General features: G+C 66.7%; 17 protein-coding genes, 1 tRNA gene and 1 pseudogene. 7 read left to right on the top strand and 12 right to left on the bottom strand.

Annotated elements, in window-relative coordinates; genetic code table 11:
- Window positions 1-314: PE family protein (locus F0Q45_RS13845; protein ID WP_149654486.1), on the bottom strand; the 314-nt coding region annotated here is incomplete at its 3' end.
- Between the two features lie 246 nt (window positions 315-560).
- Window positions 561-2,867 (bottom strand): DEAD/DEAH box helicase, encoded by a 2,307-nt coding sequence (locus F0Q45_RS13850; protein WP_149654499.1) that lies wholly within the window; start codon window positions 2,865-2,867, stop codon window positions 561-563.
- 249 nt (window positions 2,868-3,116) lie between these two features.
- Here F0Q45_RS13850 and cspA point away from each other — a divergent pair, with 249 nt between their 5' ends.
- From cspA to topA, 3 genes are all read left to right on the top strand, one after another.
- Window positions 3,117-3,320, top strand: coding sequence for a cold shock protein CspA (gene cspA, locus F0Q45_RS13855; protein ID WP_007772268.1), 204 nt, complete (start codon window positions 3,117-3,119; stop codon window positions 3,318-3,320).
- A gap of 145 nt (window positions 3,321-3,465) precedes the next feature.
- The gene (locus tag F0Q45_RS13860) at window positions 3,466-4,044 is read left to right on the top strand and encodes a hypothetical protein (protein ID WP_149654487.1); all 579 of its coding nucleotides are present in this window, start codon (window positions 3,466-3,468) and stop codon (window positions 4,042-4,044) included.
- A 168-nt stretch (window positions 4,045-4,212) separates the two neighbouring features.
- Window positions 4,213-7,005 (top strand): type I DNA topoisomerase, encoded by a 2,793-nt coding sequence (gene topA, locus F0Q45_RS13865; protein ID WP_149654488.1) that lies wholly within the window; start codon window positions 4,213-4,215, stop codon window positions 7,003-7,005.
- Window positions 7,006-7,081: 76 nt separating this feature from the next.
- Here the strand turns inward: topA and F0Q45_RS13870 are convergent, their stop codons facing one another.
- Window positions 7,082-7,567 (bottom strand): MPT63 family protein, encoded by a 486-nt coding sequence (locus F0Q45_RS13870; RefSeq protein WP_262491006.1) that lies wholly within the window; start codon window positions 7,565-7,567, stop codon window positions 7,082-7,084.
- Between the two features lie 160 nt (window positions 7,568-7,727).
- Window positions 7,728-9,308, bottom strand: coding sequence for an adenylate/guanylate cyclase domain-containing protein (locus F0Q45_RS13875; protein ID WP_149654489.1), 1,581 nt, complete (start codon window positions 9,306-9,308; stop codon window positions 7,728-7,730).
- Window positions 9,309-9,463: 155 nt separating this feature from the next.
- Between F0Q45_RS13875 and F0Q45_RS13880 the strand changes: the two genes are divergently transcribed.
- Both F0Q45_RS13880 and F0Q45_RS13885 read left to right on the top strand, forming a co-directional pair.
- The gene (locus F0Q45_RS13880; protein WP_149654490.1) at window positions 9,464-10,681 is read left to right on the top strand and encodes a DNA polymerase III subunit delta'; all 1,218 of its coding nucleotides are present in this window, start codon (window positions 9,464-9,466) and stop codon (window positions 10,679-10,681) included.
- 76 nt (window positions 10,682-10,757) lie between these two features.
- Window positions 10,758-10,830 (top strand) — tRNA-Thr (locus F0Q45_RS13885).
- A gap of 26 nt (window positions 10,831-10,856) precedes the next feature.
- Here F0Q45_RS13885 and F0Q45_RS13890 read toward each other — a convergent pair.
- Window positions 10,857-11,036: a hypothetical protein gene (locus F0Q45_RS13890; RefSeq protein WP_149654491.1), complete on the bottom strand. Its 180-nt coding sequence runs from the start codon at window positions 11,034-11,036 to the stop codon at window positions 10,857-10,859.
- Between the two features lie 25 nt (window positions 11,037-11,061).
- A complete protein-coding gene (locus tag F0Q45_RS13895; RefSeq protein ID WP_149654492.1) occupies window positions 11,062-12,723 on the bottom strand; it encodes an FAD-dependent monooxygenase in 1,662 nt (553 codons plus the stop codon).
- Window positions 12,724-12,801: 78 nt separating this feature from the next.
- Between F0Q45_RS13895 and F0Q45_RS13900 the strand changes: the two genes are divergently transcribed.
- Window positions 12,802-13,425: a TetR/AcrR family transcriptional regulator gene (locus F0Q45_RS13900; protein WP_262491007.1), complete on the top strand. Its 624-nt coding sequence runs from the start codon at window positions 12,802-12,804 to the stop codon at window positions 13,423-13,425.
- Window positions 13,426-13,458: 33 nt separating this feature from the next.
- On the opposite strand, the gene F0Q45_RS13905 is transcribed toward F0Q45_RS13900, so the two are convergent.
- Complete coding sequence (locus F0Q45_RS13905) at window positions 13,459-15,264, bottom strand: hypothetical protein (RefSeq protein ID WP_149654493.1); 1,806 nt, start codon at window positions 15,262-15,264, stop codon at window positions 13,459-13,461.
- Between F0Q45_RS13905 and F0Q45_RS13910 the strand changes: the two genes are divergently transcribed.
- On the top strand, window positions 15,230-16,165 hold the full coding sequence (locus F0Q45_RS13910; RefSeq protein ID WP_149654494.1) for an NAD-dependent epimerase/dehydratase family protein: 936 nt from the start codon (window positions 15,230-15,232) through the stop codon (window positions 16,163-16,165). The two genes, F0Q45_RS13905 and F0Q45_RS13910, sit on opposite strands and share 35 nt — an antisense overlap.
- On the opposite strand, the gene F0Q45_RS13915 is transcribed toward F0Q45_RS13910, so the two are convergent.
- The 5 genes and pseudogenes from F0Q45_RS13915 to F0Q45_RS13935 form a co-directional block, all read right to left on the bottom strand.
- Complete coding sequence (locus tag F0Q45_RS13915) at window positions 16,166-17,041, bottom strand: phytanoyl-CoA dioxygenase family protein (RefSeq protein ID WP_149654495.1); 876 nt, start codon at window positions 17,039-17,041, stop codon at window positions 16,166-16,168.
- A gap of 187 nt (window positions 17,042-17,228) precedes the next feature.
- Window positions 17,229-19,268 (bottom strand): PE family protein, encoded by a 2,040-nt coding sequence (locus tag F0Q45_RS13920; protein WP_149654496.1) that lies wholly within the window; start codon window positions 19,266-19,268, stop codon window positions 17,229-17,231.
- 89 nt (window positions 19,269-19,357) lie between these two features.
- Window positions 19,358-22,255, bottom strand: a complete 2,898-nt coding sequence (locus F0Q45_RS13925) for a BTAD domain-containing putative transcriptional regulator (RefSeq protein WP_149654497.1) — start codon at window positions 22,253-22,255, stop codon at window positions 19,358-19,360.
- Between the two features lie 192 nt (window positions 22,256-22,447).
- Complete coding sequence (locus F0Q45_RS13930; RefSeq protein ID WP_149654498.1) at window positions 22,448-22,786, bottom strand: DUF2304 domain-containing protein; 339 nt, start codon at window positions 22,784-22,786, stop codon at window positions 22,448-22,450.
- A pseudogene (locus tag F0Q45_RS13935) lies at window positions 22,783-23,182 on the bottom strand (glycosyltransferase family 2 protein); the annotation flags it as partial. The pseudogene F0Q45_RS13935 and the gene F0Q45_RS13930, both read right to left, overlap by 4 nt.

Here is a 23,182-nt window from a genome sequence, read left to right on the forward strand (position 1 = left end):
ACCGCGTTGAGCAGTTGCTGTAGCGGGGAAGCGCTGGCGGCCTCGGCGCCGGCGTAGGCGCCTGCGCCGGCGGTCAGCGCCTGCACGAACTGGGCGTGAAACGCCGCCGCCTGGGTGCTGAGCGCCTGGTAGGTCTGCCCGTGGCCGGAAAACAGCGCCGCGATCGCTGCTGACACCTCGTCTTGAGCGGCGGCCAGCACCCCCGTCGTTTGCGCCGCGGCGGCCGTGTTGGCCGCACTTAATGTCGAGCCAATATCGGCCAAATCTACTGCTGCCGAACCCAATACCTCGGGCACCGCGATGAGAAACGACATCTGAGACCTCCCACAACTCGGTAGCCACGCCGCACGCACCCGGCCGGCGACAGCTATCGCCTTTGATGTAGCGAGTGAGAGTGGACCACATCGCGCACACCATGACGTGAATTTCCGCCAAAGTTACGCACCTGGACGTAACTCGCTACCGGCAATGTCCAGGGTGTTGGTCGCCAATGTGCAAGGCCTGCGCGTGGGAGCAATAGTCGGGATCTGCGCCGGATTCCCATTGACTCCGCCGGGTGCTTAGCCGGTATCCAACTGCCTAAGCACCAGCCGCAGCACTCGCACTGCGCCGGCCTTGTCCAGCGGGTCGTTGCCGTTGCCGCACTTGGGTGATTGCACACAGGACGGACATCCGCTGGGACACTCGCAGGCCTCGATGGCCGCGGCGGTGGCGCCCAGCCAGATGCTCGCCTGTCGAAATCCGCGGTCGGCGAACCCGGCTCCGCCCGGATAGCCGTCGTAGACAAAGACAGTGGGCAGCCCGTCGGGCCCGATCGCCGTGGAGAGGCCACCGATATCGCCGCGATCGCAGCTGGCCACCAGCGGCAGCAGCGCGATGGCCGCATGTTCGGCCGCGTGCAAGGAGCCGGGAATCTGCGGTTGGTCAATGCCGATGCGGGCCAAGGCATCCGGGTCGACCGAGTACATGACCGCGGTGGTGGGCAACACTTGTTCCGGCATGTCCAGCTCGACGAAGTCGATCACTTCTCCGGTGAGCCGGCGGCGCAGATAACCGACGACTCGATGCGTGACGGTCACCGGCACCAAGCCCAGGGCGACGGCGCCGAACGTCGAGCGCTCCCCTGGACCGCGAACCACGATGTTGGTTACCTCCCGCGCGAATGTCGCATAACCGGGATCCTCGGCATGGACGAACGCGATGCCCTCCTCGGCAGTCAAAGAGTCGACGACATAGGTCTCGCCTTGATGCAGGTACACAGCCCCGGGATGGACGCAGGCCGGGGCCTGCCCCGCACTGACGTTACCCAGCAGCCGGCCGGTATCGGACTCAACGATAACGATCTGACCGCCGATAGAACCCCGAATATCCACTGCCGCATGAGGTTCCACGCCCGGTGTGGGAAAATACCTGCCGGCCCGCCGGCGCAGCAGTCCATCTTCAACCAGGCCGTCAGCCGCCTCCGTCGCACCCATCGACCGGACCTCAGCCTCATCGAGCGGCAATTCGGTTGCTGCACAAAGCAGATGCGGACCGAGTAGATACGGGTTGCTGGGGTCGATTACCACGCGCTCGACCGGCTTGCCCAACAACGCGTCGGGGTGGTGAACCAGATATGTATCCAGCGGATCGTCGCGGGCGACTAGCACTACCAGCGCACCTTGACCGCGTCGGCCCGACCGGCCGGCTTGCTGCCAGAACGACGCAACCGTCCCAGGAAAGCCGGCCAGCACCACCGCGTCCAACCCGGCGATGTCGATGCCCAACTCCAAAGCGTTAGTACTGGCCAGGCCGCGTAGCCGACCCTCAGTTAACGCGTGCTCCAACGCAGAGCGGTCCTCGGGGAGGTAGCCGGCCCGGTATGAGGCCACCGTGTCCGACAACTCCGGGGCGATGTCTGCTAAGCGCGCCCGAGCTCCCAGTGCAGTGAGCTCCGCAGCGCGTCGCGACCGGACAAACGTCAAAGTCTGTGCTCCCTCGACAATCAGGTCGGCCATTACCCGCGCCGCCTCGGCGCCCGCCGACCGTCGTACCGGGGCACCGTGTTCACCGGTCAGATCCGTCCGCAACGCGGGCTCCCACAGCGCCACCGTGCGCTCCCCCTGGGGTGACCCGTCCTGGGTGACCTCCGCGACCGGCTGGCCGATGAGCTCGGCTGCCGTCGCGCCGGGGGAATCGGTTGTCGCACTGGCGAATATCACCGTCGGATCGGCCGAATAGCGGGCGCAAAGCCGCAGCAGCCGGCGCAGCACCATTGCCACATTGGATCCGAAAACACCTCGGTAGTAATGACATTCGTCGACAATCACGAAACGAATCCGGCGCAACAGCACCGCCCACTTGGCATGGTTGCGCAGGATCGACAAGTGGAGCATGTCCGGGTTGGAGAACAGCCAGCGCGAGCGTTCCCGCGCAAAGCGACGCAACTCGGCGGGAGTGTCGCCGTCATAGGCAGTGGGGGCGACGTCACCAAGCGGGACGGCGGCTGCCAGCGCATAGGCAGCCCGCAGCTGGTCGTGGCCCAGCGCCTTCGTCGGGGACAAATACAACACCCGGGCGTGTGAATCGGTTGCCAGCACGTTCAGCACGGGTAGTTGGTAGGCCAGTGACTTTCCCGACGCGGTGCCGGTACTGACGACGACATGACGACCCCGGTGAGCCAGCTCCACGGCCTCAATCTGGTGCGACCACGGCGCGGTGATGCCCCGGTCGACGAAAGCGCGAACCACGGCGGGTTCGGCCCATTCCGGCCAACCGCTTGGTCGGCCCATCCGCGGCGGTAGCTCGGCGACGTGGCGCAGCGGATGTTCGCCGGGCGGGGTACCGGCGAGCGCAGCGGCGAGCAAATCGCTGCCGAAACTCGCCATTTTGATACCCTTCGACAAGTCGTCGACGATACAAGTCTGTCGCCGACGCGACGAACATGGTTGACTGGTTGCGGTCGTAGCTTCTGTGTTCGTGTCAAACTTTCGCAGGATCGACGTTACGGCCGCGGTTCCTGCGAGGTTATCGGTCGGGTGAAGTTCCGGCGACTCTGCGAGGTATGGCGGTCGCAGCGTGGCCCGGGGCGCCGAGAGGCGGTGCCCCGCACCCAGAAGAAAAGGAAAGATCAAGAAATGCCACAGGGAACTGTGAAGTGGTTCAACGCGGAGAAGGGGTTCGGCTTCATCGCCCCCGAAGATGGTTCCGCAGATGTTTTTGTCCACTACACGGAGATCCAGGGTTCGGGCTTCCGCACCCTCGAAGAGAACCAGAAGGTCGAGTTCGAAATCGGCCACAGCCCTAAGGGCCCCCAGGCCACCGGAGTCCGCTCCCTCTGATCCGAGCAGATGCTGACGAACCCCCCGGCGCAGTCCTGCACAGCGGGTCGGACCGGGGGGTTTCGTTTTCGGGCTGTTCTTCGTCGCGGGCGCCGCGCCGTACGCCTGAACCCGCGCATCGACTCGCTGGCCTACTGTCGGTGAGGTGAGCCAGCTTTCCTTCTTTGCCGCGGATTCGGTGCCGCCCGCGGTCGAGGATCTTTCCGGAGTGCTGGCCGCCTCGGGCCAGATCGTCATGGTCAATTCCGGTGCCCGGCTGTCGGTGGTGGTGAGTGAGCTTTGGCGCGCCGCAGCGCTGGCCGAGATGATGCATGAGGCCGGCTTGATACCTGAGATTGCCCGCACCGAGGAAGACACGCCCCTGGTGCGCACCGGAGTGGACCCGAGACTGCGCAGGATCGCTGCCGAGTGGACGCGTGGGGCGGTCAAGATGGTGCCGTCACGGTGGCTGCCGGGGCCGCGGGAACTGCGGGCCTGGACGCTGGCGGCCGGTAGCCCGGAGACCGACCGCTACCTGCTGGGCCTGGATCCACACGCACCCGACACTCATTCGCCGCTGGCGTCGGCCCTGATGCGGGTCGGCATCGCGCCCACATTGATCGGCACCAGAGGTGCCCGGCCGGCGCTTCGGATCAGCGGCCGGCGTAGGCTATCGCGCCTGGTGGAAAACGTAGGGGAACCGCCTGACGACCCCGAGGCGGTGGCTCAGTGGCCGCGGGTCTGAGGGCCCGCAGCAGCCGGCCGTTCCGATAGCCGGTTTGCGCGGGTGCGCCCAGGGGTGCGAGATTGTCAGGTGCCCACGGGTGAGGGAACGCTGGCCTACCGGGCCGGGCGCCCTTGCTCGCGGGACGGCTCCGCCGGGAGCCGAGGAAGAGATGGAGCGTAAGCGCAGTTGGCTGACCCGACAACTAGGGGCCGCAGCAGCGGTAAGAATGGGAGCGGCCGGCGACTTGTCATAGTCGAGTCGCCCACCAAGGCGCGCAAACTGGCTGGCTACCTGGGACCCAGGTACATCGTCGAGTCTTCGCGAGGCCACATTCGCGACCTGCCCCGGGCTGCTGCCGACGTGCCGGCTAAGTACAAGTCCGAGCCATGGGCTCGGCTCGGAGTCAATGTCGACGCCGACTTTGAACCGCTCTACATCATCAGCCCCGAGAAGAAGAGCACCGTCAGCGAGCTGAAAGGCCTGCTCAAGGACGTCGACGAGCTCTACCTGGCCACCGATGGTGACCGCGAGGGCGAGGCCATCGCCTGGCACCTGCTGGAAACCCTCAAACCGCGGATACCGGTCAAGCGGATGGTCTTCCATGAGATTACCGAACCGGCCATCCTCGAGGCCGCGGAGAACCCGCGCGACTTGGATATCGACCTGGTTGACGCCCAGGAGACCCGCCGCATCCTGGACCGGCTGTACGGATACGAGGTCAGCCCGGTGCTGTGGAAAAAGGTGGCGCCGCGGCTGTCTGCCGGCCGGGTGCAGTCGGTGGCCACCCGCATCATCGTGCAGCGCGAGCGCGACCGGATGGCGTTCCGCAGCGCGTCGTATTGGGACGTCGTCGCCACGCTGGATGCCAGCGTCTCCGACCCGAAGGCACAGCCGCCCACCTTCGCTGCCCGGCTGACCAGTCTGGACGGCCGGCGCGTAGCCACCGGCCGTGACTTCGACTCACTGGGCCAGCTGCGCAAGGTAGACGAAGTCGTCGTCCTAGATGAAGCCCGCGCTACCGCGTTGGCCGCTCAACTGCACGGCGCACAACTTCGCGTGGCGTCGGCTGAGGAAAAGCCCTACACTCGCCGGCCGTATCCGCCGTTTATGACGTCGACACTGCAACAGGAGGCCGGCCGCAAGCTGCGGTTCTCCTCCGAGCGGACGATGAGCATCGCGCAGCGGTTGTACGAGAACGGCTACATCACTTATATGCGTACCGACTCGACGACACTGTCGGAGTCGGCGATCAACGCCGCGCGCACCCAGGCACGCCAGCTTTACGGTGAGGAGTACGTTGCCTCCTCGCCGCGTCAATACACCCGGAAGGTGAAGAACGCCCAGGAGGCGCACGAGGCCATCCGCCCCGCCGGCGAAACATTCGCTACCCCGGACGCGGTGCGCCGCGAACTTGACGGCCCCAACCTTGATGACTTCCGGCTCTACGAGCTGATCTGGCAGCGCACGGTGGCGTCCCAAATGGCCGACGCGCGCGGGACCACGCTGAGCCTGCGGATCGAAGGTGCCGCAGGAGACCAACAGGTGGTGTTCTCCGCGTCCGGGCGTACGCTGACCTTCCCCGGCTTCCTGAAGGCCTATGTGGAGACCGTGGACGAACTGGTCGGCGGCGAGGCTGACGATGCGGAGCGGCGACTGCCGCATCTGACTGCGGGCCAGCGACTAGCTGCGATCGAGCTGACACCGGACGGGCACGCCACCAACCCGCCAGCGCGCTACACCGAGGCGTCACTGGTCAAAGCGCTCGAGGAGCTGGGCATCGGCCGCCCGTCCACCTACTCCTCGATCATCAAGACCATCCAAGACCGCGGCTACGTACACAAGAAGGGCAGCGCCCTGGTGCCGTCCTGGGTTGCCTTCGCCGTAACAGGTTTGCTTGAGCAGCATTTTGGCCGCCTGGTTGACTATGACTTCACCGCGGCCATGGAAGACGAGCTCGACGCGATCGCATCAGGCCAAGAGCGACGTACCGATTGGCTTAACAATTTCTACTTCGGCGGCGAGCACGGTGTGGCCCATTCGATCGCCCGCTCGGGGGGCCTCAAGAAACTCGTCGGGGTCAACCTTGAGGGCATCGATGCGCGAGAAGTCAACTCCATCAAGCTCTTCGACGACGAGCACGGTCGTTCCGTCTATGTGCGGGTAGGCAAGAACGGTCCCTACTTGGAACGCACGATCACCGGCGACAACGGGGAGCCGACACCGCAGCGCGCCAACCTCAACGACTCGCTCACCCCGGATGAGCTGACCCTCGAAGTGGCCGAACAGCTGTTCGCCACACCGCAAGAGGGACGCGCGCTGGGTGTTGATCCCGAGACCGGTCACCAGATCGTCGCCCGGGAAGGGCGTTACGGACCCTATGTGACCGAGGTCCTTCCCGAGACCCCGCCCGAAGCTGAGCCTGCGCAGAAGGGCAAGAAAACCACCGCGGTCAAACCGCGGACGGGTTCGCTGTTTCGGAGCATGGACCTGCAAACGGTCACGCTCGAGGACGCGTTGCAGTTGCTGTCGTTACCGCGGGTGGTGGGGTTAGACCCAGCGTCGGGTGAGGAGATTACCGCGCAGAACGGACGTTATGGGCCCTACCTTAAGCGCGGCAAGGATTCTCGCTCGTTAGCCACCGAAGGGCAGATCTTCACCATCACCCTCGATGAGGCGCTGAAGATTTACGCGGAGCCCAAACGTGTTGGCCGGCAGAGCGCATCTGCGCCGCCGCTGCGCGAGCTGGGAACCGATCCGGCCTCGGGCAAGCCGATGGTCATCAAGGACGGGCGATTTGGGCCCTATGTCACCGACGGTGAGACCAACGCCAGCCTGCGCAAGGGCGACGATGCGGCGACCATCACCGACGAGCGCGCGGCCGAGCTGCTGGCCGACCGACGAGCCCGGGGCCCGGCCAAGCGGACTGCGAAGAAGACCGCCCGCAAGGCACCGGCGAAAAAGGCTGCCAGGCGCGGCTAACCAGAATGTCATCTTGGTTGTCTGTCATGAAAAGCGCCGGCAGCCACTGGCTGCCGGCGCTTTCCCGATAGGCTACTTATGACTTCCAGATAAACAGGTCTCGACCTCCAGCGTTGTAGACGACGCTGTCTGGATGTTGGCCCACGACATCGAAGTACAACTTCCCGTTGGTTTCGTCACCTTGCGGGATACCGCCCGGGTGCAGCCCCAGCGCGGTGGGCACGCCAGCCAGGTTCTGGTAGTTCTGACCATTAGCGGCGCGCGCGTTGAAGTTGGGGATTATCGGCGTGACCGTACCCCGAATGGCCTTGATGGTGGCGGTTGCCTCCCACAGCTCACCACGGCGTTGCGGATAGGGGATGGGATCGTTGCTGGGTTGCAGATTGGTGACGGTGATCCCTTGAATAACCGCGCCACCGGCATCGACCAGGGTGTGCTCGGCCCCAAAATTTCGAACCGGGGGATTTTCGGTGGCCAACGCTGATGACGCGCCGGCAAAACCGACGCCCACTGCCGTGGCAAAAGTGGTGATTGCCATTGCTGCGGCTCTCGCGAATTTCACAATGCTCTCCTCTCCTTCGTTCACTGTGATCCTGGAGTGGTACCTCAGGTAACCGCCATCAAAACCTTTACCAACGGATATTGTTTCGTGGGAGGTCATGCGGGCCGGGGTGGTGACCCGCCGGCGCGTCGCGGCGCCGTCAGCGAAGGTGGTCAGCAGCCTATGTCGCTGGAACGTGGTGAGGCGCGGCCAAATTTAGCGGCCGGGCCAGCTGTGTCGGCGCGGCGCGTCCGCGCAGTTCGACTACCTCGCCGACATCCCAGCACAAGGCTTCGGCATCGAGTGCGCCGCTGACCGCAATGGCCGACGCCAGCACGTGGCCTTCCTCGAGTTTGGCCAACTCGGTGAGTCGAGCTGCCTCGTTGACCGGGTCGCCGATCACGGTGTACTCGAAGCGGGCTTGCGCGCCGATGTGTCCGGCGATGGCCCGGCCGGCGGATACTCCGATGCCAAACTCGGCCGAACCCAGCACCGGTAGCAGCTCGTCGTGCAGCTCCCGCGCGGCGCACAGGGCGGCGCCGGCGCCGTCGGGGTGCTCGATCGGTGCGCCGAAGATCGCCAGCGCGGCGTCCCCCTGGAATTTGTTGACGAACCCGCCGTGGCGGCCCACGGTATCGACCACCACCCGGAAGAACTCGTTGAGCAGGTGGACCACCTCGGCCGGCGGTCGCGTCGCGGCCAGCTGCGTGGACCCCACCAGATCCACGAACAGCACCGCGACGTCACGTTCCTGCCCGCCCAATTCGGTGCCGCGCTCCAGGGCGCGCCGGGCCACGTCTTCGCCGACATAGCGGCCGAAGAGGTCACGCAGCCGCTGCCGCTCGGACAGGTCGCGGACCATGTCGTTGAAGCCCGCTTGAAGTAGGCCCAACTCGCTGGCGTCGTAGATCTGCATGTGGGCGTTGTAGTTTCCGCGCTGCACCTCGGACAGGGCCCAGCGCAGCTGGCGCAACGGGTCGGCGATCGACATGGCTACCAGCAAAGTGCTGACCGACCCGATACCCAACGCCGCGAGCGCCAGCAACAAGATGGGATTGAACAGCTTTTCGGCTGAGGCGTGCAGCAGGGCGATTTTGCCGGACGCGACCGCCAGCACAATCGCCAGCACCGGTACCCCGGTGGACAGCACCCAGGCCAGCATCAACCGCAAGATGACGCCCGGTGCCCGCAAGTTTTCCGGCAGACCGCTGCGCAGCGCGGCAACAGCGACGGGCCGCAGCACCCGCTCGGATTGCAGGTAGCCGATGATCGCGGTCGCTGTGGCACCCAGCGCGGTGGCGACCGCTACGACGGGCGCAGCGTGGCGGGCCACCGACCAGCTGGCCACGATGAAGACCACACTGCCGATGGCCCACGACCCGGCGCTAATTAGCGTGCGGTAGAAGGGCATACGCAGCGCGCGGCTGCGGGCCAGCTCGGTGGTGGACGGGTCGGTCTCGACGACCAGATTGTCTCGGCGCTGCCAGCGGAACACCGGTACCAGCAGTTTGAGATTCAACGCGAACCCGGCCAGGAACAGGGTGATCACGGATGTAATGAAGATGGTCAGATTGAGCGGTGGCAGGTCCTCCAACTCGATTTGTTCACGGGGCGGCAGGCCGTAGCGAAGGAAGCCGAGTACGAACAGCGCCCCGATAATGTCAGATTGCAGCATGCTCAGCGAGAACACCGGCCACGGGGTGCGCACCACCCACCGGACGAACGCATTGATCCGCCCGGGCAGTGCCGCCGCGGTAGCCATCAACCCACCGTATCCGGCGGGGCGGACGGGTTGGAAACTCCCGCGCGGCTCGGCAAGTCGTCCTAGGTGAACGAAAGAAGACGGAAGATTACGGTATTGTCGCGAAACGGCGGCCAATAGGTATCTGTCGGTCCCGCCTAATAGGGTCGACAACGATGTCCGGTGTGTTTACGCGCCTGGTAGGCCAGGAAGCGGTGAAAGCGGTGCTACTAGCGGCCGCCAGATCGGCCCGCGGTGATACGAGTCACAGCCATTCCGGCGACGGGAATATGACACACGCATGGCTGATCACCGGCCCGCCGGGTTCGGGGCGTTCGGTGGCGGCATTGTGCTTCGCAGCCGCGCTGCAGTGCACCGGCGATCCCGAAAGCGGCGATCCGGGTTGTGGACGCTGCCGGGCCTGTACGACGACGATGGCCGGCACCCACGCCGATGTACGCAGGGTCGTTCCCGAGGGCCTGTCCATCGGCGTCGACGCGATGCGGGCTATCGTGCAGATCGCGTCGCGCCGGCCGACCACCGGGCATCGACAGATCGTTGTCATCGAGGACGCCGATCGGCTGACCGAAGGTGCCGCCAACGCTCTGCTCAAGGTGGTAGAAGAACCGCCCGCGTCGACTGTGTTCCTGCTGTGCGCGCCATCGGTGGACCCCGAAGACATCGCGGTCACGCTGCGGTCCCGGTGTCGGCATGTCGCGCTGATAACGCCGTCGACCGCGACGATCGCTCAGGTGCTGGTGGACAGCGACGGACTGGACTCCGAAACCGCCAACTGGGCGGCCTCCGTCAGCGGTGGGCACGTGGGTAGGGCGCGGCGGCTGGCCACCGACGCGGAGGCCCGCCAGCGACGGGAGCGGGCGCTGGGATTGGTGCGCGACGCCGCGACGCCGTCGCGGGCCTACGCCGCCGCTGAGGAATTGGTCGCGGCCGCCGAAACTGAGGCGGTGGTGCTGACCTCGGACCGCGCCGAGGCCGAGACCGAAGAGCTGCGTACCGCGCTAGGAGCCGGCGGCACGGGTAAAGGCACCGCCGGTGCGATGCGCGGCGCGGCGGGTGCCATCAAAGACCTCGAACGGCGACAGAAATCCCGTCAAACCCGTGCTTCACGTGACGCGTTGGACCGGGCACTGATCGACTTGGCGGGCTTCTTCAGGGACGCCTTGCTGGTGTCGGCGCACGCGACTGCAGCGCGGGCCAACCATCCGGATATGGCCGAGCGGGTCGCTGCGCTGGCTGGGCATGCCACACCCGAGCGGCTGTTGCGCTGCATCGAGGCGGTACTGGCCTGCCGTGAAGCGCTGGCGATCAACGTCAAGCCCAAGTTCGCCGTCGACGCCATGGTGGCCACCATCGGTCAGGAACTGCGCGGTTGACGTCAGCGGACTTGGGTGGGTCCCCTCTCCTGCCGTAGACTCGTGCCGCCCCGGTGCCACGGCGCCAACGGGCACCGCCGCCTTAGCTCAGTCGGTAGAGCGATTCACTCGTAATGAATAGGTCAGGAGTTCGATTCTCCTAGGCGGCTCCGTCTTTGCAGGTCAGCCAAGGTCATTACCCCGCGTGTTCGTGCTTGATGGCTTGAAGGGCGCGGATAGGGCGCGAATACTCATCCAGGGCGGCGGTGTAGCCGGGTACCGTCACGGACCGCTCGACGTAGTGCCGCCGGGTGATCTCGCTGCTGGCGTGTCCGGCCTGCAGGGCCGCGGCTTTCAGCCCCATCGAGCGTTCCACCGCGGTGACGACGGAGCTGCTGCCGCTAGTTCGTCGGCGCAGGTTGGTACCAGTGCGATAGGTAGGCCGCGAGCCCATCGGTGTCGCTGACTGCGCCTCGCCAGGCGATGTAACCGTCTGGGCGGACGAGCACAACGGTGGGTTCTTCGACGCCGTAGGCGTCATGGATCAGGGTCTCCCGCGCGGCTATCAGGTGGACTTTGAGGGTCACCGATTGATTGGCGATGATGTTCTTGACTGATTCCGGGATCTGGACCACTGGCGTGGATCTGTCCAGGAGCAGCAGGTGGTGTTGAGCCCCGGTGAGAAGATTAAGAATGCTCATCCCGGCCCGCGGCCCGGTGATGAAGTCGGCGTGTGGCGCGCGGTCACCGGAGTGTGGGCGGCCGAGGCGGTCTTGACGTCGTGCCAAATCGGATGTCGCGTAGGTGATCCCGATCTGCGACACGGTGGCGAACAGTCGCTGGGTGGTCGGCGTGGCATGGCGGAGGGCAAAGGGGAGTAACCGGGCACCGATGCTGCGAGCGGTGCGGACCAGTTTGCGATCCGACACCAGGACATTGAAGGTTTTGTCGGTGCCATTGAGCAGTCTGCGGGCGACGGGCATCCGTTCGGCGCCATAGGTGTCGAGCAACGTTTCGTTGGCTTGGCCACCGATGACCAACGCCAACTTCCAGGCCAGGTTGTAAGCGTCTTGGATGCCAGTGTTCATGCCTTGTCCACCGACTGGGCTGTGGACGTGGGCCGCATCACCGATGAGGAACACGCGGTGTGCCCGGAATCGGTGTGCCATGCGGTGGTGCAGTCGATACAGCGACACCCATTTCGCGTCGGAAACCGCCGCAGCCACGCCGGCGTGGTGGTCGATCGCGGTCTGCACCTCGGTGATGGTCAGTGGGTCGCGAGATGCCATGTCAGGGGTCACCGAGCCCAGGACTCGATACCGGGGTGTCTTGCCGGATTCGGTAGGCATGGGGACGAACAAGAAAGTGCCGGTGTTGGTGAGTGCGAGATACAAAGCGGTGGGGGGATGGCCCCAGGTCATTGCGACGTCGGCGAGAAAGAAGGCTTGTTCGTAGGAACCGCCGTCGAAACCAACGCCTAAGGCGTGCCGTGTTGCGCTGCTGGCGCCGTCGGCGCCGATTACCCAGGAAGGCTGGATAGTTTCCGCAGTTTGCGCGAGTTGGTGACCGGAGCGGTGACGCAGGGTGACCTCGACCTGGCCGTGGTGCTGGTGCAGAGAATGAGCCTGCACGCCCCAGTGCACGGTGCCGCCGAGGTGGTGAAGCGTGTCGAGTAACAGCCGCTGGGTTGCGCTCTGCTCGAGTACCAGCAGGAAGGGGTAGGGCGTTTGGCCGGCGCCTAAGGCGGCGAAGTTCAGCAACGAGCAGCCGTGGTTGAGCAGCCTGCCGTTGGAGTAGGCGACAGCCCCAGTCACCACCTTGCCCTCGGCGAGCGCGCGCCCGGCCACGCCGAGCGTATTCCACAGTTCCAACGTGCGGGCCTGCACAACCAGGGCCCGGGATTGCTCGGTTGGCCCGCAGTCGGCGTCGATGACGCGAGCGCGCACTCCAAGGGTGGCCAGTACAACCGCCGCAGTCAGCCCTGAAGGACCAGCCCCCACGATCAGGACCTGAGGCTGAGCCGTCGGCCCGCCGTCGGCAGTGGCGACTGGTGCTGGCGTCATAGCGACCCCCTCGATATAATTCGGCACACAATGAATTCTGTATGTACTGAATTCTAGGGGTCAAGGACAGCGGCTCGCGTGAAGCATCCGGTCAAGCACACTGGGCGCCGCCCGGGCCCCAATACCACCCGCATGGTGATCGAGGATGTCGCCCGCATACAGTTCGCCGAGTTGGGCTATGACCGCACCTCGATGCGGAAAGTAGCGCTGCAGGCCGGGGTGGACCCGGCCTTGGTCACCCACTACTTCGGCTCCAAACTCGACCTTTTCCTCACTGTCATTGAATTGCCGGTTGACCCGGCAGCGCTGATCGACCATGTCGTCAGGGGCGCTTCCGGCTGCGCGGGCACGCGGCTAGCAACCGCAGTGCTCGACGTCCTCGACGACGAGGTCAGGAGGCGCCCCATCGTCAGTATGGTGCGCGCCGCCACCGCCGAACCCCACGCCGCCCGCCTCATACGTGACTTCTTGACCCGGCAGCTACTCGTCCCGATCGCCCAGGGCCTCAGCGCCGACCACGCCGAATACCGCGCCGCGCTGGTGATGTCGCAAGTCGTCGGACTTACGCTGGCGCGCTGCATCGTCGGAATCGAACCGCTGGCGCGTCATCCACGCGAGCGTCTCGCCGGCGATCTGGGCGCCACCCTGCAGCGTTACCTGCTCGGCGACCTCAGCGATCAACCCACGCCCTCAAGGGAATAGAAGATCTTAGGTTGGCGAATTCAGATGAGGTGGCTAGGCCGGCGCCAAGAACCCCACCGGGCCCAACGCGATGCACAACGACAGCGCGGTGGTGTTGGCGCGCACGGCGATCGCATCTCCGGCGCCGGGCAGCCGCGCGTACACCCGGTTGAGGCCGGGATGCACCGGAACCCTGCGCTCGGGTCCGTCGGACAGCGCTAGCGTCATCGAGCCGTCACTGTTGGCCAGGTAGTTGAGCTCCACGGTCCAATCGGCGGGCAGCAGCGGACCGTCGAGGATGAGACGCGCTGGCTGGTCGGGCTGCACGAAGTAGCCGCACCGCGGCGTCGGCCCCGGCACAATCGTGCGGACCCAGGTCACGCGCGCGTCAATCAACCGGCCGGAGCTGTCGAACATGCGCAATCGTGTTGTCGCCGTAGCGAACTCGGGTCGATCCCGCAGCAAGGCGAACATATGGCTGGCCAGGTTTTCCGGCCAGGCCACCCGTTGCAACACCAGCGGGTCCACCTCCTGATCCAGTAGGGGAGTGCTCGAATCTTGTTGTGCGGTAGCTAAACTGGATTCGGCGTGCTGCAGATACGGCTTGGCCGGGTTGTCGCGCCAGGACGCCCGGAACGTCGCCGTGGAATACAGGCTGCTGGCCAGGAACAACGTTGCCACAATGATTGTCACCGCGGCGCGAGCCGGAGAGGCGTCCAGCCCGGGTGACGGCCGGTTCGGCGCGGTGAGCGCCACCGCCGCCAGCAGCGCCAGCACCACCACGAGATCCGGAAAATACCTGAGTGTTTGCGCCAATTCGAGGGCGGTGAACCGAGACGACCGCATCAGATAGATCGGCACTTGGCAGGCGACGGCATAGCCAGCCGCGGTCAACCACACCGCGCCGATGCGGCGCTTGCGGATCAGCGACACGGCAGCCACCCCAACCAACACCAACCAGCCCAGGAGCATCACCACCGGCGGGGCAGTAGCCCACGGCGAGGCCGGTGCCCATCGGTCCCAGTGCCACGGCCCACCGGCCAGCCCCGGCACGATGCCATGGGTGAGCGACCGCAGCAGCAGCCGCGACGTCATCGACAGGTCCGAACTCCAGCGTTTCTGGTTCACCACGGCCAGGTAGAGGACGACCCAGGCGGCGGTCAACGCCGACGACGCCGTCCATAGCCGGATGCCGGCTCGCCATACCGTGCGCAGCGGACTGGGGTCGCCGCCGACGTGACACAACAGGGCGGCCACCGCAAACGCCACGAACGGGATCACCGCGGCCTTTTCGAAAAAGAGCAGTCCAACGAGATAGACCAGCACGCCGGTCATTGCGTAGCGCTGGTTGCCGGTGCGGACCAACAGCAGCGCATCGGCGCACACCCAGGCCAGCGCCGCCACCATCGGCAACGAGTTCAGCGCCGCCGCCCACCACGCGAACCCGGGCACCCCGAGCGGCGTGAACAGCGCAAACGTCAGCGGGATCAGCAGGACCGGGCGCCAGCCGAGGATCACCTGCAGTGCGCGCAGCAGCGCCAGCCATGCCAGCAGCTGCAGCACCACCAGGCTGACCGCCGGACCGGTCCACATCAAAGGCGCCGCCCGGATGATAGCGCCGGCCAGCAGGAACGCACCTGGCATCACATGGCCGTCATGATCGTCGAACAAGTACGAAGGCGATAGCAGGCCCTGGGTGCCCGCCCGCCCCACCAGGATCAGATCGTCCCAATAGAAGTAGCCCCCGAAGGCCAACGCCGCGCGAACCCCCAACGCGACCGTGATGAGCACCGCCGCGGCCAGCGCCACTCGGTATGGTGGGCCGGTGCGCGCACTCGTTACCGGGGCAGCCGGTTTCATCGGATCGACGCTAGTCGACCGGCTGCTGGCCGACGGCCACACGGTGGTCGGGCTGGACAATTTCGCCACCGGTCGGGCGACCAACCTCGAGCACGTCGCCGACAACCCGGCGCACCTGTTCGTCGAGGCCGACATCGTGACCGCGGATTTGCACGCCATTCTCGACCAGCATCGGCCCGAGGTGGTGTTCCACTTGGCCGCTCAGATCGACGTGCGGCATTCGGTGGCAGATCCGCAATTCGATGCCGAGGTCAACGTCATCGGCACGGTGCGGCTGGCCGAAGCGGCGCGGCACACACACGTCCGCAAGATCGTGCACACCTCGTCGGGGGGATCCATCTACGGCGTCCCGCCGCAGTACCCGACCCCCGAGACCGTGCCCACCGACCCGGCCTCGCCCTACGCCGCGGGCAAGGTCGCCGGCGAGATCTACCTGAACACCTTCCGCCATCTGTACGGGCTGGAGTGCTCGCATATCGCACCGGCCAACGTCTACGGCCCGCGCCAGGACCCACACGGTGAGGCCGGTGTGGTGGCGATCTTCGCGCAGGCGCTGCTATCAGGTAAGCCCACCAAGGTGTTCGGCGACGGCACCAACACCCGCGACTACGTCTACGTCGACGATGTGGTGGACGCCTTCATCCGGGCGTCCGGTGACGCGGGCGGCGGGCAGCGGTTCAACATCGGCACCGGGGTAGAAACATCCGACCGCAAACTGCATGCGGCGGTGGCCGCCGCCGTCGGCGGCCCCGACGACCCGGAATTTCACCCGCCGCGGTTGGGTGATTTGAAGCGGTCCTGCCTCGACATCAGCCTGGCCGAGCGGGTCTTGGGCTGGCGTCCACGAGTTGAACTCGCCGACGGCGTGCGTCGCACGGTCGAGTACTTCCGGCAGGTGTGATCAGAGGGTGGCGGGGCGCTCCAAGCGGTCGGCTACCGCGTCCAGGAACGGGTGCCGGTCGCCGTCGAGATAGTCGGCCGGTGGGCGCCAGTCGATGCGCCCCATCTTCCCGGCGAACAACCCGTAGCCGATCAGCTCCTGCAGCCGCGGCTCGAAGCGGCGCACCAACTCGCGCGGAATGCTGAGCTGGTGGTTGACCTGCTGGCGCACGAAGCCCGCGCAAAAGTTGATCGTCAGCGCCGGCCGAGGTTGGTCGGTGCGATTAGCCGCGGCAGTGTGCCACAAGCTGCCGTTCCAGACCAGCGCGTCACCCGCTTTGATCTCCATCGGCTTGCCCTCCGGGTAGGGCGGCGATGGATACTCCGGCCAGCGGTGCGAGCCCGGGACAACCTGGGTGGCGCCGTTGTCGGCGGTGAAGTCGCACAACGCGATCAGCGCGTTGCACAACAGCGGTTGATGTGGCCGCGGCAGCGGATACATCTCGTCGTCGCAATGCAGGCGCTGGGCCACCGCACCCGGCAGCTGGTTGCTGGTCATGCACCAGGACAGCAGGCAGTCCCGTCCGAGTACGCCCTCGATCACCGGTAGCAATTTCGGCTGCACCGGCAGGGCTTCGTAGCGGGCGCCGTGCAGCAGCAGATTGTCGATGCGCACCCAGTCGTGATCATCCCGGGTGACCGGCTTGAGACCGGGCCACGCCAAGCCCTTGACGACGGTGGTGGAGTTGGCGATGACGGTCGGCAACTCCCGTTCCAGCCGTTGGGTATCCGCCAGATACGCAGCGACTGATTCAGCGTCGAGGACGTTCTCGACGACGGTGTAGCCGAACTCGTCGATTTCGCCGACGTGGCGCTCGACCGAGGAGTCCTGGGTCATTAGGACGGCAGCAGGTCCTTTTCCGACGCGCTTTCGTCGCGGTCGTCGTCTGATGGGGTGATTTCACGTTCGGGCATGATGCCTCCGGGGTTGTCGTGTCAGATGGTTGTCGTATCAAATAGTTGCCATGACGGATAATAGTACCAGTGTACTTTAACACCTTTTTTTCGATGCCGTGAAGAGCTTGTTAGCCGTCCACGCCCGCGGCGCCGGGCGCTCCCACCAAACCGCCGCGGCCGCCGGCTCCGCCCTGGCCGCCGCCGGCCTTGCCGCCGCTGGCTCCGCCGTCCCCACCGTCGCCGCCGAAACCGAACAGCACGCCGGCGTTGCCGCCGTCGCCGCCGCGCCCGCCGGCAACGGAGTTGGTGCCGGCGGCACCCCAGCCGCCGTGTCCGCCGTTGCCGATCAGCAGCCCGCCGTTACCGCCGTCGCCGCCGCGGCCCTGTGTCAGCCCCAATCCGGCATAGCCGCCGTTGCCGCCGTCACCTAGCAGGCCGCGTGCGTGGCCGCCGCGGCCGCCGTCGCCGCCCGTGGTGCCGGTGTTGTTGCCGCCCTGTCCGCCGGCGCCGCCGCTGCCGGCCAGCAGCCCGCCGGCACCGCCGTCACCGCCCCTGCCGGCACTGGTGACCGCACCGACCAGGCTGGGGCGGATGCGTCCGCCGGCTCCGCCGGCCCCGCCCTGGCCGAACCACCCGTCCGCGCTGCCGCCGTTGCCGCCGGCTCCGGCTGTGCCCTCGGTGGCAGTACCGCCGGCGCCGCCGTCGCCGCCGTTGCCGACCCATCGTCCGCCGGAACCGCCGGCACCGCCGTCGCCGCCGCGTACCGGCCCACTGCCGCCGGCGCCTCCGGTGCCGCCCCGGCCGAGCAAGCCAGCAGCGCCGCCGTTGCCGCCGGCCCCGCCGAATCTGTCTCGGCTCTGAAGATCTTCTCCGCCGATGGGGGCGTGCGGGATTTCGTCGGTCCCGCCGACCCCGCCGAGGCCACCGTCGCCGCCGTTTCCGAACAGTCGCCCCCCGGCACCACCAGCGCCGCCGGCGCCGCCGCGTGCCGGCCCGTCGCCCCCGTCGCCGCCGGTGCCGCCCCGGCCGAAGACGCCGGCGGCTCCGCCGTCACCGCCCGCCCCGCCCAGCTTGTCCCAGCCGCGGTCCTCGAGGTTGGGGTCGAGGTAGCTGGTCCCCCCGGGTCCGCCGTCACCGCCGTCGCCGAATAGCCCGCGGGCGCTGCCGCCATGACCGCCTGCCCCGGCCGTGCCGACGTTGGCGGTGCCGCCGGCGCCACCATCACCGCCACTGCCCAGCAGCAGCCCTCCGGCGCCGCCATCGCCCCCGGCACCGGCCTGGAAGTTGGCGAACCCCCCGGCTCCGCCACGCCCGCCCTCGCCGATAAGCCAGGCGCCGCCGCCACCACCACCGTGGCCGGCCGACAAGCCGCCACGCCCGCCCACGCCGCCGGACCCGCCGTCGCCGATAGACCCGGCGGGGCCGCCCTGGCCGCCGTGGCCACCGATAGAAACCGAGTCGCCGCCGGCACCGCCCGGCCCGCCGTTGCCGAATAGCAGCCCGCCGGCGCCGCCCGCGCCGCCGGTGCCGGCGGGCCCGGCGCCACTCGCGCCTGGCCCGCCTGCCCCACCGTGGCCGAACAGCAGCCCGCCGTTTCCACCGGTGCCGCCGGGTCCTCCATGCTGGCCGATCCCGCCGGCCCCACCGGTCCCGCCAGTGCCGATCAGTCCGGCGGACCCCCCGTTGCCGCCGGGCAAGCCACGCGTCCGCGAATTGACGCTGGCCGTCCCGCCGGACCCGCCGTTGCCGCCATTGCCGATCAGCAACCCGCCATCGCCGCCGTTTTGACCGGTGCCCGGCGTCCCATCGGCGCCGTTGCCGATCAGCGGGCGGCCCAACAACGCCATGGTGGGCGCGTTAATGGCGGTGAGCAGCTGTTGCCCCGCATTGGCGACATCGGTGGTCGCGTACGCGCTCGCGCTGGCCTGCAGGGTGCGCACAAATTGGTCGTGAAACGCGGCCGCCTCGGCGCTGAGCGCCTGGTAAGTGGCGGCATGGTCGCCGAATAAGGCCGCGATCGCCGTCGACACCTCATCGATCGCCGGCGCTAGCACCGCCAGAGTCCGAGCCGCTGCTGCGGCATTCGCCTGGGCTAGGGCAGCTCCGATGCTCGCCAGATCCCCGGCCGCCGCAGCCACCAGCTCCGGTGCAGCGATCACAAAAGACATGCGCCCAAGCTGCGCGGTAGCTGTTCGGCAGGCCTTGACGAATCATGAAATGCGCTTATCGCTGCCGGGTTCCGTCCCGGCCAACAGCTTCACGCTGCGGGTGCGACGAAGCGATACAGGCTGGCGCGAGCCCGAGCGACCATGGTGGCGCCGTCGGTGACAGCGGCGCTGTGGGCCTGGAAGCGGTCGGCCCCCAAGCGGTCGATAAGCAGCTGTAATGACTCCTCGCGCAACGGCGAAGGCATTCCCGTCTTGACGAATGCGCCATGCAGGAAGGCGGCATCGTCGTCGGCGCCCAGCCGAACCAGCAACCTGGTGATGTAGCGCAGCGCCGCCCGCTGCTCGAACCAGTCTCCGACCCGGTCCCAGTGGTCGAGCACCTCGATGAACATCCGGGCCGCCTCCATGGGATCGCCATGCACAGCGCGGGTTGCTGCTGCCGCCATCAACGCGGTGCCGCCGTGCCAGAAATTCTGTACCGACGCAGCCAGCTGCGCCGCCTCATCGAAGAGGGCCAATGCGCGCTCCGGCTGCGACCTCTTGAGCAGATAGCCAAGCGCAAAATAGGCCATGGAGCGCGCTGTCGGATTGCCGGTGCGGTCAGCGATCGACACCGCCTCCTGGGCCGCAGCTAAACCCGGCTCCGGGGTACCCAGTGCGCCGCAGCAAATCGCCACCTCATAGAGCGTCCACACCAGCCGGATCGGGTCAGCTTCGGCACGGGCGCGCACCACTTCGTTTTGCCAGTACTGCAAGGCCCGCGGCATATCGCCCGCGAAGAAAGCCACGTCGGCCAGCACGTCAGCCGGGTAGGCCACGCGTGCGGTTCCAGGGGCCGGCACCCGACCCTGTGCGAGGGCTACCAGATCCCGCGCGTGGGCATAATCGCCGTGGGTCCAGGCACCGCGGGCGGCCACGCCGACAGCCGTGGCGAACAGCGGATGCTCGGGCTCGACGACGGCGATGACGCGCTGGGCCCATTCGGCCATCTCGTAACCGATGCGGAGGCCGACCAGCTCGGGCAATGCCGCAACCAGGCGCAGCGCAAGGTCGCTGTCATCATCGGCCATGGCCCGCTCGAACGCCGCCCGCAGGTTGTCGTAGTCGGGCATCATCCGCTCCACCCAATCCCGCTCTTGGGTGCCGTGCAGGCCACGTGCGGCGCACTCGGCGAGTTCGGTGTAGTAGGTCACATGCCGGATGGCGTAGGCATCAGCGAGCCCGGCCCCGCGTAGATGCTCCCGAGCAAAGGCCCGAAGGGTTTCCAGGACGACGTAGCGGGTCCGGTCGGTAACGCTGCGAACCACTACCATCGACTTGTCGACCAGACCGGTGAGCAGCTCTAGCGTGTCCTCCACCAGATCGCCGTTTGAGCCGCAGACCCCATGTGTGGCGTCGAGGTCGAAGCACCCGGCGAACACTGAGAGCCGGATGAACAGCGCTTGCTCGGCGTGGGTCAGCAGCTGATAGGACCAATCGATCGCGGTTGTCAGGCTCTGTTGGCGGGGCAGCGCACCACGCGCGCCGCCGCGCAGCACACCAAGAGTGTCGAGGCGCCGAACCACATCGGTGCTGCTCATCATGCGCATCCGCGCCGCTGCCAGCTCCACCCCCAGCGGTAGACAATCCACTCGCTGGCAGATTTCAGCGACCGCGCCCGCCGGCTGATCCTGGAGTTGAAAATCCGGCCGGCCGGCCCGGGCCCGATCGGCGAACAACTGAATGGCGTCGGCGACGGTCAGCGGCGGGACCACCACGATCCGCTCACCGTCGATAGCAAGCGGTTGGCGACTGGTGGCCAGCACCGCGACTTTCGGGCAGTGTTGGATGATCTGCTCAAGCAGCTTGGCGACCGCTTCCACCACATGCTCGCAATTGTCGACTACGAGCAGGATTTCGCGGGTGCGCAGATATTCGATCACCGAGTCTTCAATGCCCAGGCCCTGCTGTTGCTGCAAACGCAGTGCTGTCGCGACGGTGTGTGCCACCGCTGCATGATGTTCCAACGGCGCTAGCTCGCAGACCCATACGCCTTCGCTGAAACGACTCTGCGCACGGCGGGCGACTTCGAGGGCAAGTCGTGTCTTGCCGACGCCGCCAACCCCGGTCAATGTCACCAGTGGACCCTCGTCCAGCGCCTCTATCACGCGGGTCAGTTCGGGTTTGTGGCCGACGAAGCTGGTCGCTCGCCGCAATAGCGCCGCATGCGGCCGATCGGCCACCGCCAGGTGGGGCGTCGTTGAACCGCCCGACACTTGGTCGCCGGAGAGAATCTGCTGATGCACCTGCTCCAGCGACGGACTTGGGTCGACGCCGAGTTCCTCGGCCAGTTGTTGGCGCATCTGCCGGTAGGTGTTCAGCGCAGCTGCCTGTCGCCCACTGCGGTATTGGGCCAGCATCAACTGACCTGCCAGACGTTCGTCGAGCGGGTGTGCGGCATGTGCTGCCGCCAATTCCACCAGCAGCTCGCTGTGGCGCCCAACACGGAGTGCGGCGTCGTTGCGGTCCAGCACCACCGACAGCCGCTCGCCCACTAGGGCGCTACGCACGTCGTTGATCCATGGAGTGTCCAGCGCCGGGAACGGTTCGCCCCTCCAGATTTTCAGTGCATGCTCGAACAGGTCTGCGGCCTGCGGCGGGTCCGGGCAGGCCCGAGCCTGACGCACCAGATACCGGAACCGGTGCAGGTCTACTGCCAGTGGGTCGGTAGCAAGGACATAGCCCCCCGGCGGGCGAGTGAATGTTACGCCCTCAGCGTCAGCGACCAGATTCCGCAGTCGAGACACATACCCGGCCAACGAGTTTCGAGCATGGTGTGGTGGACGATCCGACCACACGTGATCAATCAACTGATCCACCGGAACCGGATGGTTCACTTCGAGTAGCAACGCGACGAGCACGCACCGCTGCCGTGCATGACCAATATCGAGCCGCTGCCCGTCGACGTGCACCGAGACGTCGCCGAACAAACAGAACTCGATCGGCATTCGGCGCACCTTCTTTCCTGGCCTCGCAACCAGCACTTACCCGGCAACAGCATACGGCGAAGGCCGGCAACTCTCAGGGACTTCACAGATGTACGTCGGCGGGCCGAGAACTCGCGTAGCTGACGGCATCGAGGCCGCCGCCATGGCGGTCTGGTCACAGCGCGTAAACCGCGGCGTCTTGAATCGGGCGTGTCACGCCTCCGGCGCCTGAGCCCCCTCCAGCGCGACGGCGCGGGCCAATCGCGCATAGCGCAACTCCAGGTCTTTGAACCGCATGTAGGTGCTCAGCGTGGTGAAGCTGAACGCCATGATCAGCGCGTAGAGCATCAGGTCGGTGCCGCGGCGCACCCCGAACCAGCGCGCGACCACAGTGGTGTCGTCTGGGCGCAGCACTGCATAGATGGCCGCGAGCACAAACAAGACGTAACCCATCTTGACCCATGCCCGTGACCGCGCGCTGCGGCGCGACCGCAGTAAATAGACCAGCAGCGCGACGATCGACCCGATCAGCACCACCTGGATCCAGTTCACCGCCGTATCCTCCCTCGCAAGAACCCGTCGAAAATGATGTTGACGCCGTTGAGCAGCGGCTGGCCCTTTGACTTGGAGTATTCGGTGTAGAGCACCTCGACCGGCTCTTCGGCTACCCGCCAATGGTTTTCGGCGATCAGCATGACGAATTCGGTGGCGTGGCTCATGCCGCTCATGGTGAAGTTGAGGGCGTCGGCCACCTTCTTGTTGAACACCCGCAGCCCGTTGTTGGTATCGGTCAGGCCGAGCCGGCGACCCCGCCGGCTTAATCGGGCCGCGGTCTGCAGCACGATTCGTTTCAGCAGGGGCGGCCGGCTTTCCATTTGCCCGCCGAACCGGGTTCCGATCACCACATCGACATCGCCCGCGGAGAGCCGGTCGATCATCGCGGCCAGG

Origin of the sequence: Mycobacterium simiae, from assembly GCF_008370645.1 — a bacterium.
Classification (GTDB): domain Bacteria; phylum Actinomycetota; class Actinomycetes; order Mycobacteriales; family Mycobacteriaceae; genus Mycobacterium; species Mycobacterium simiae_A.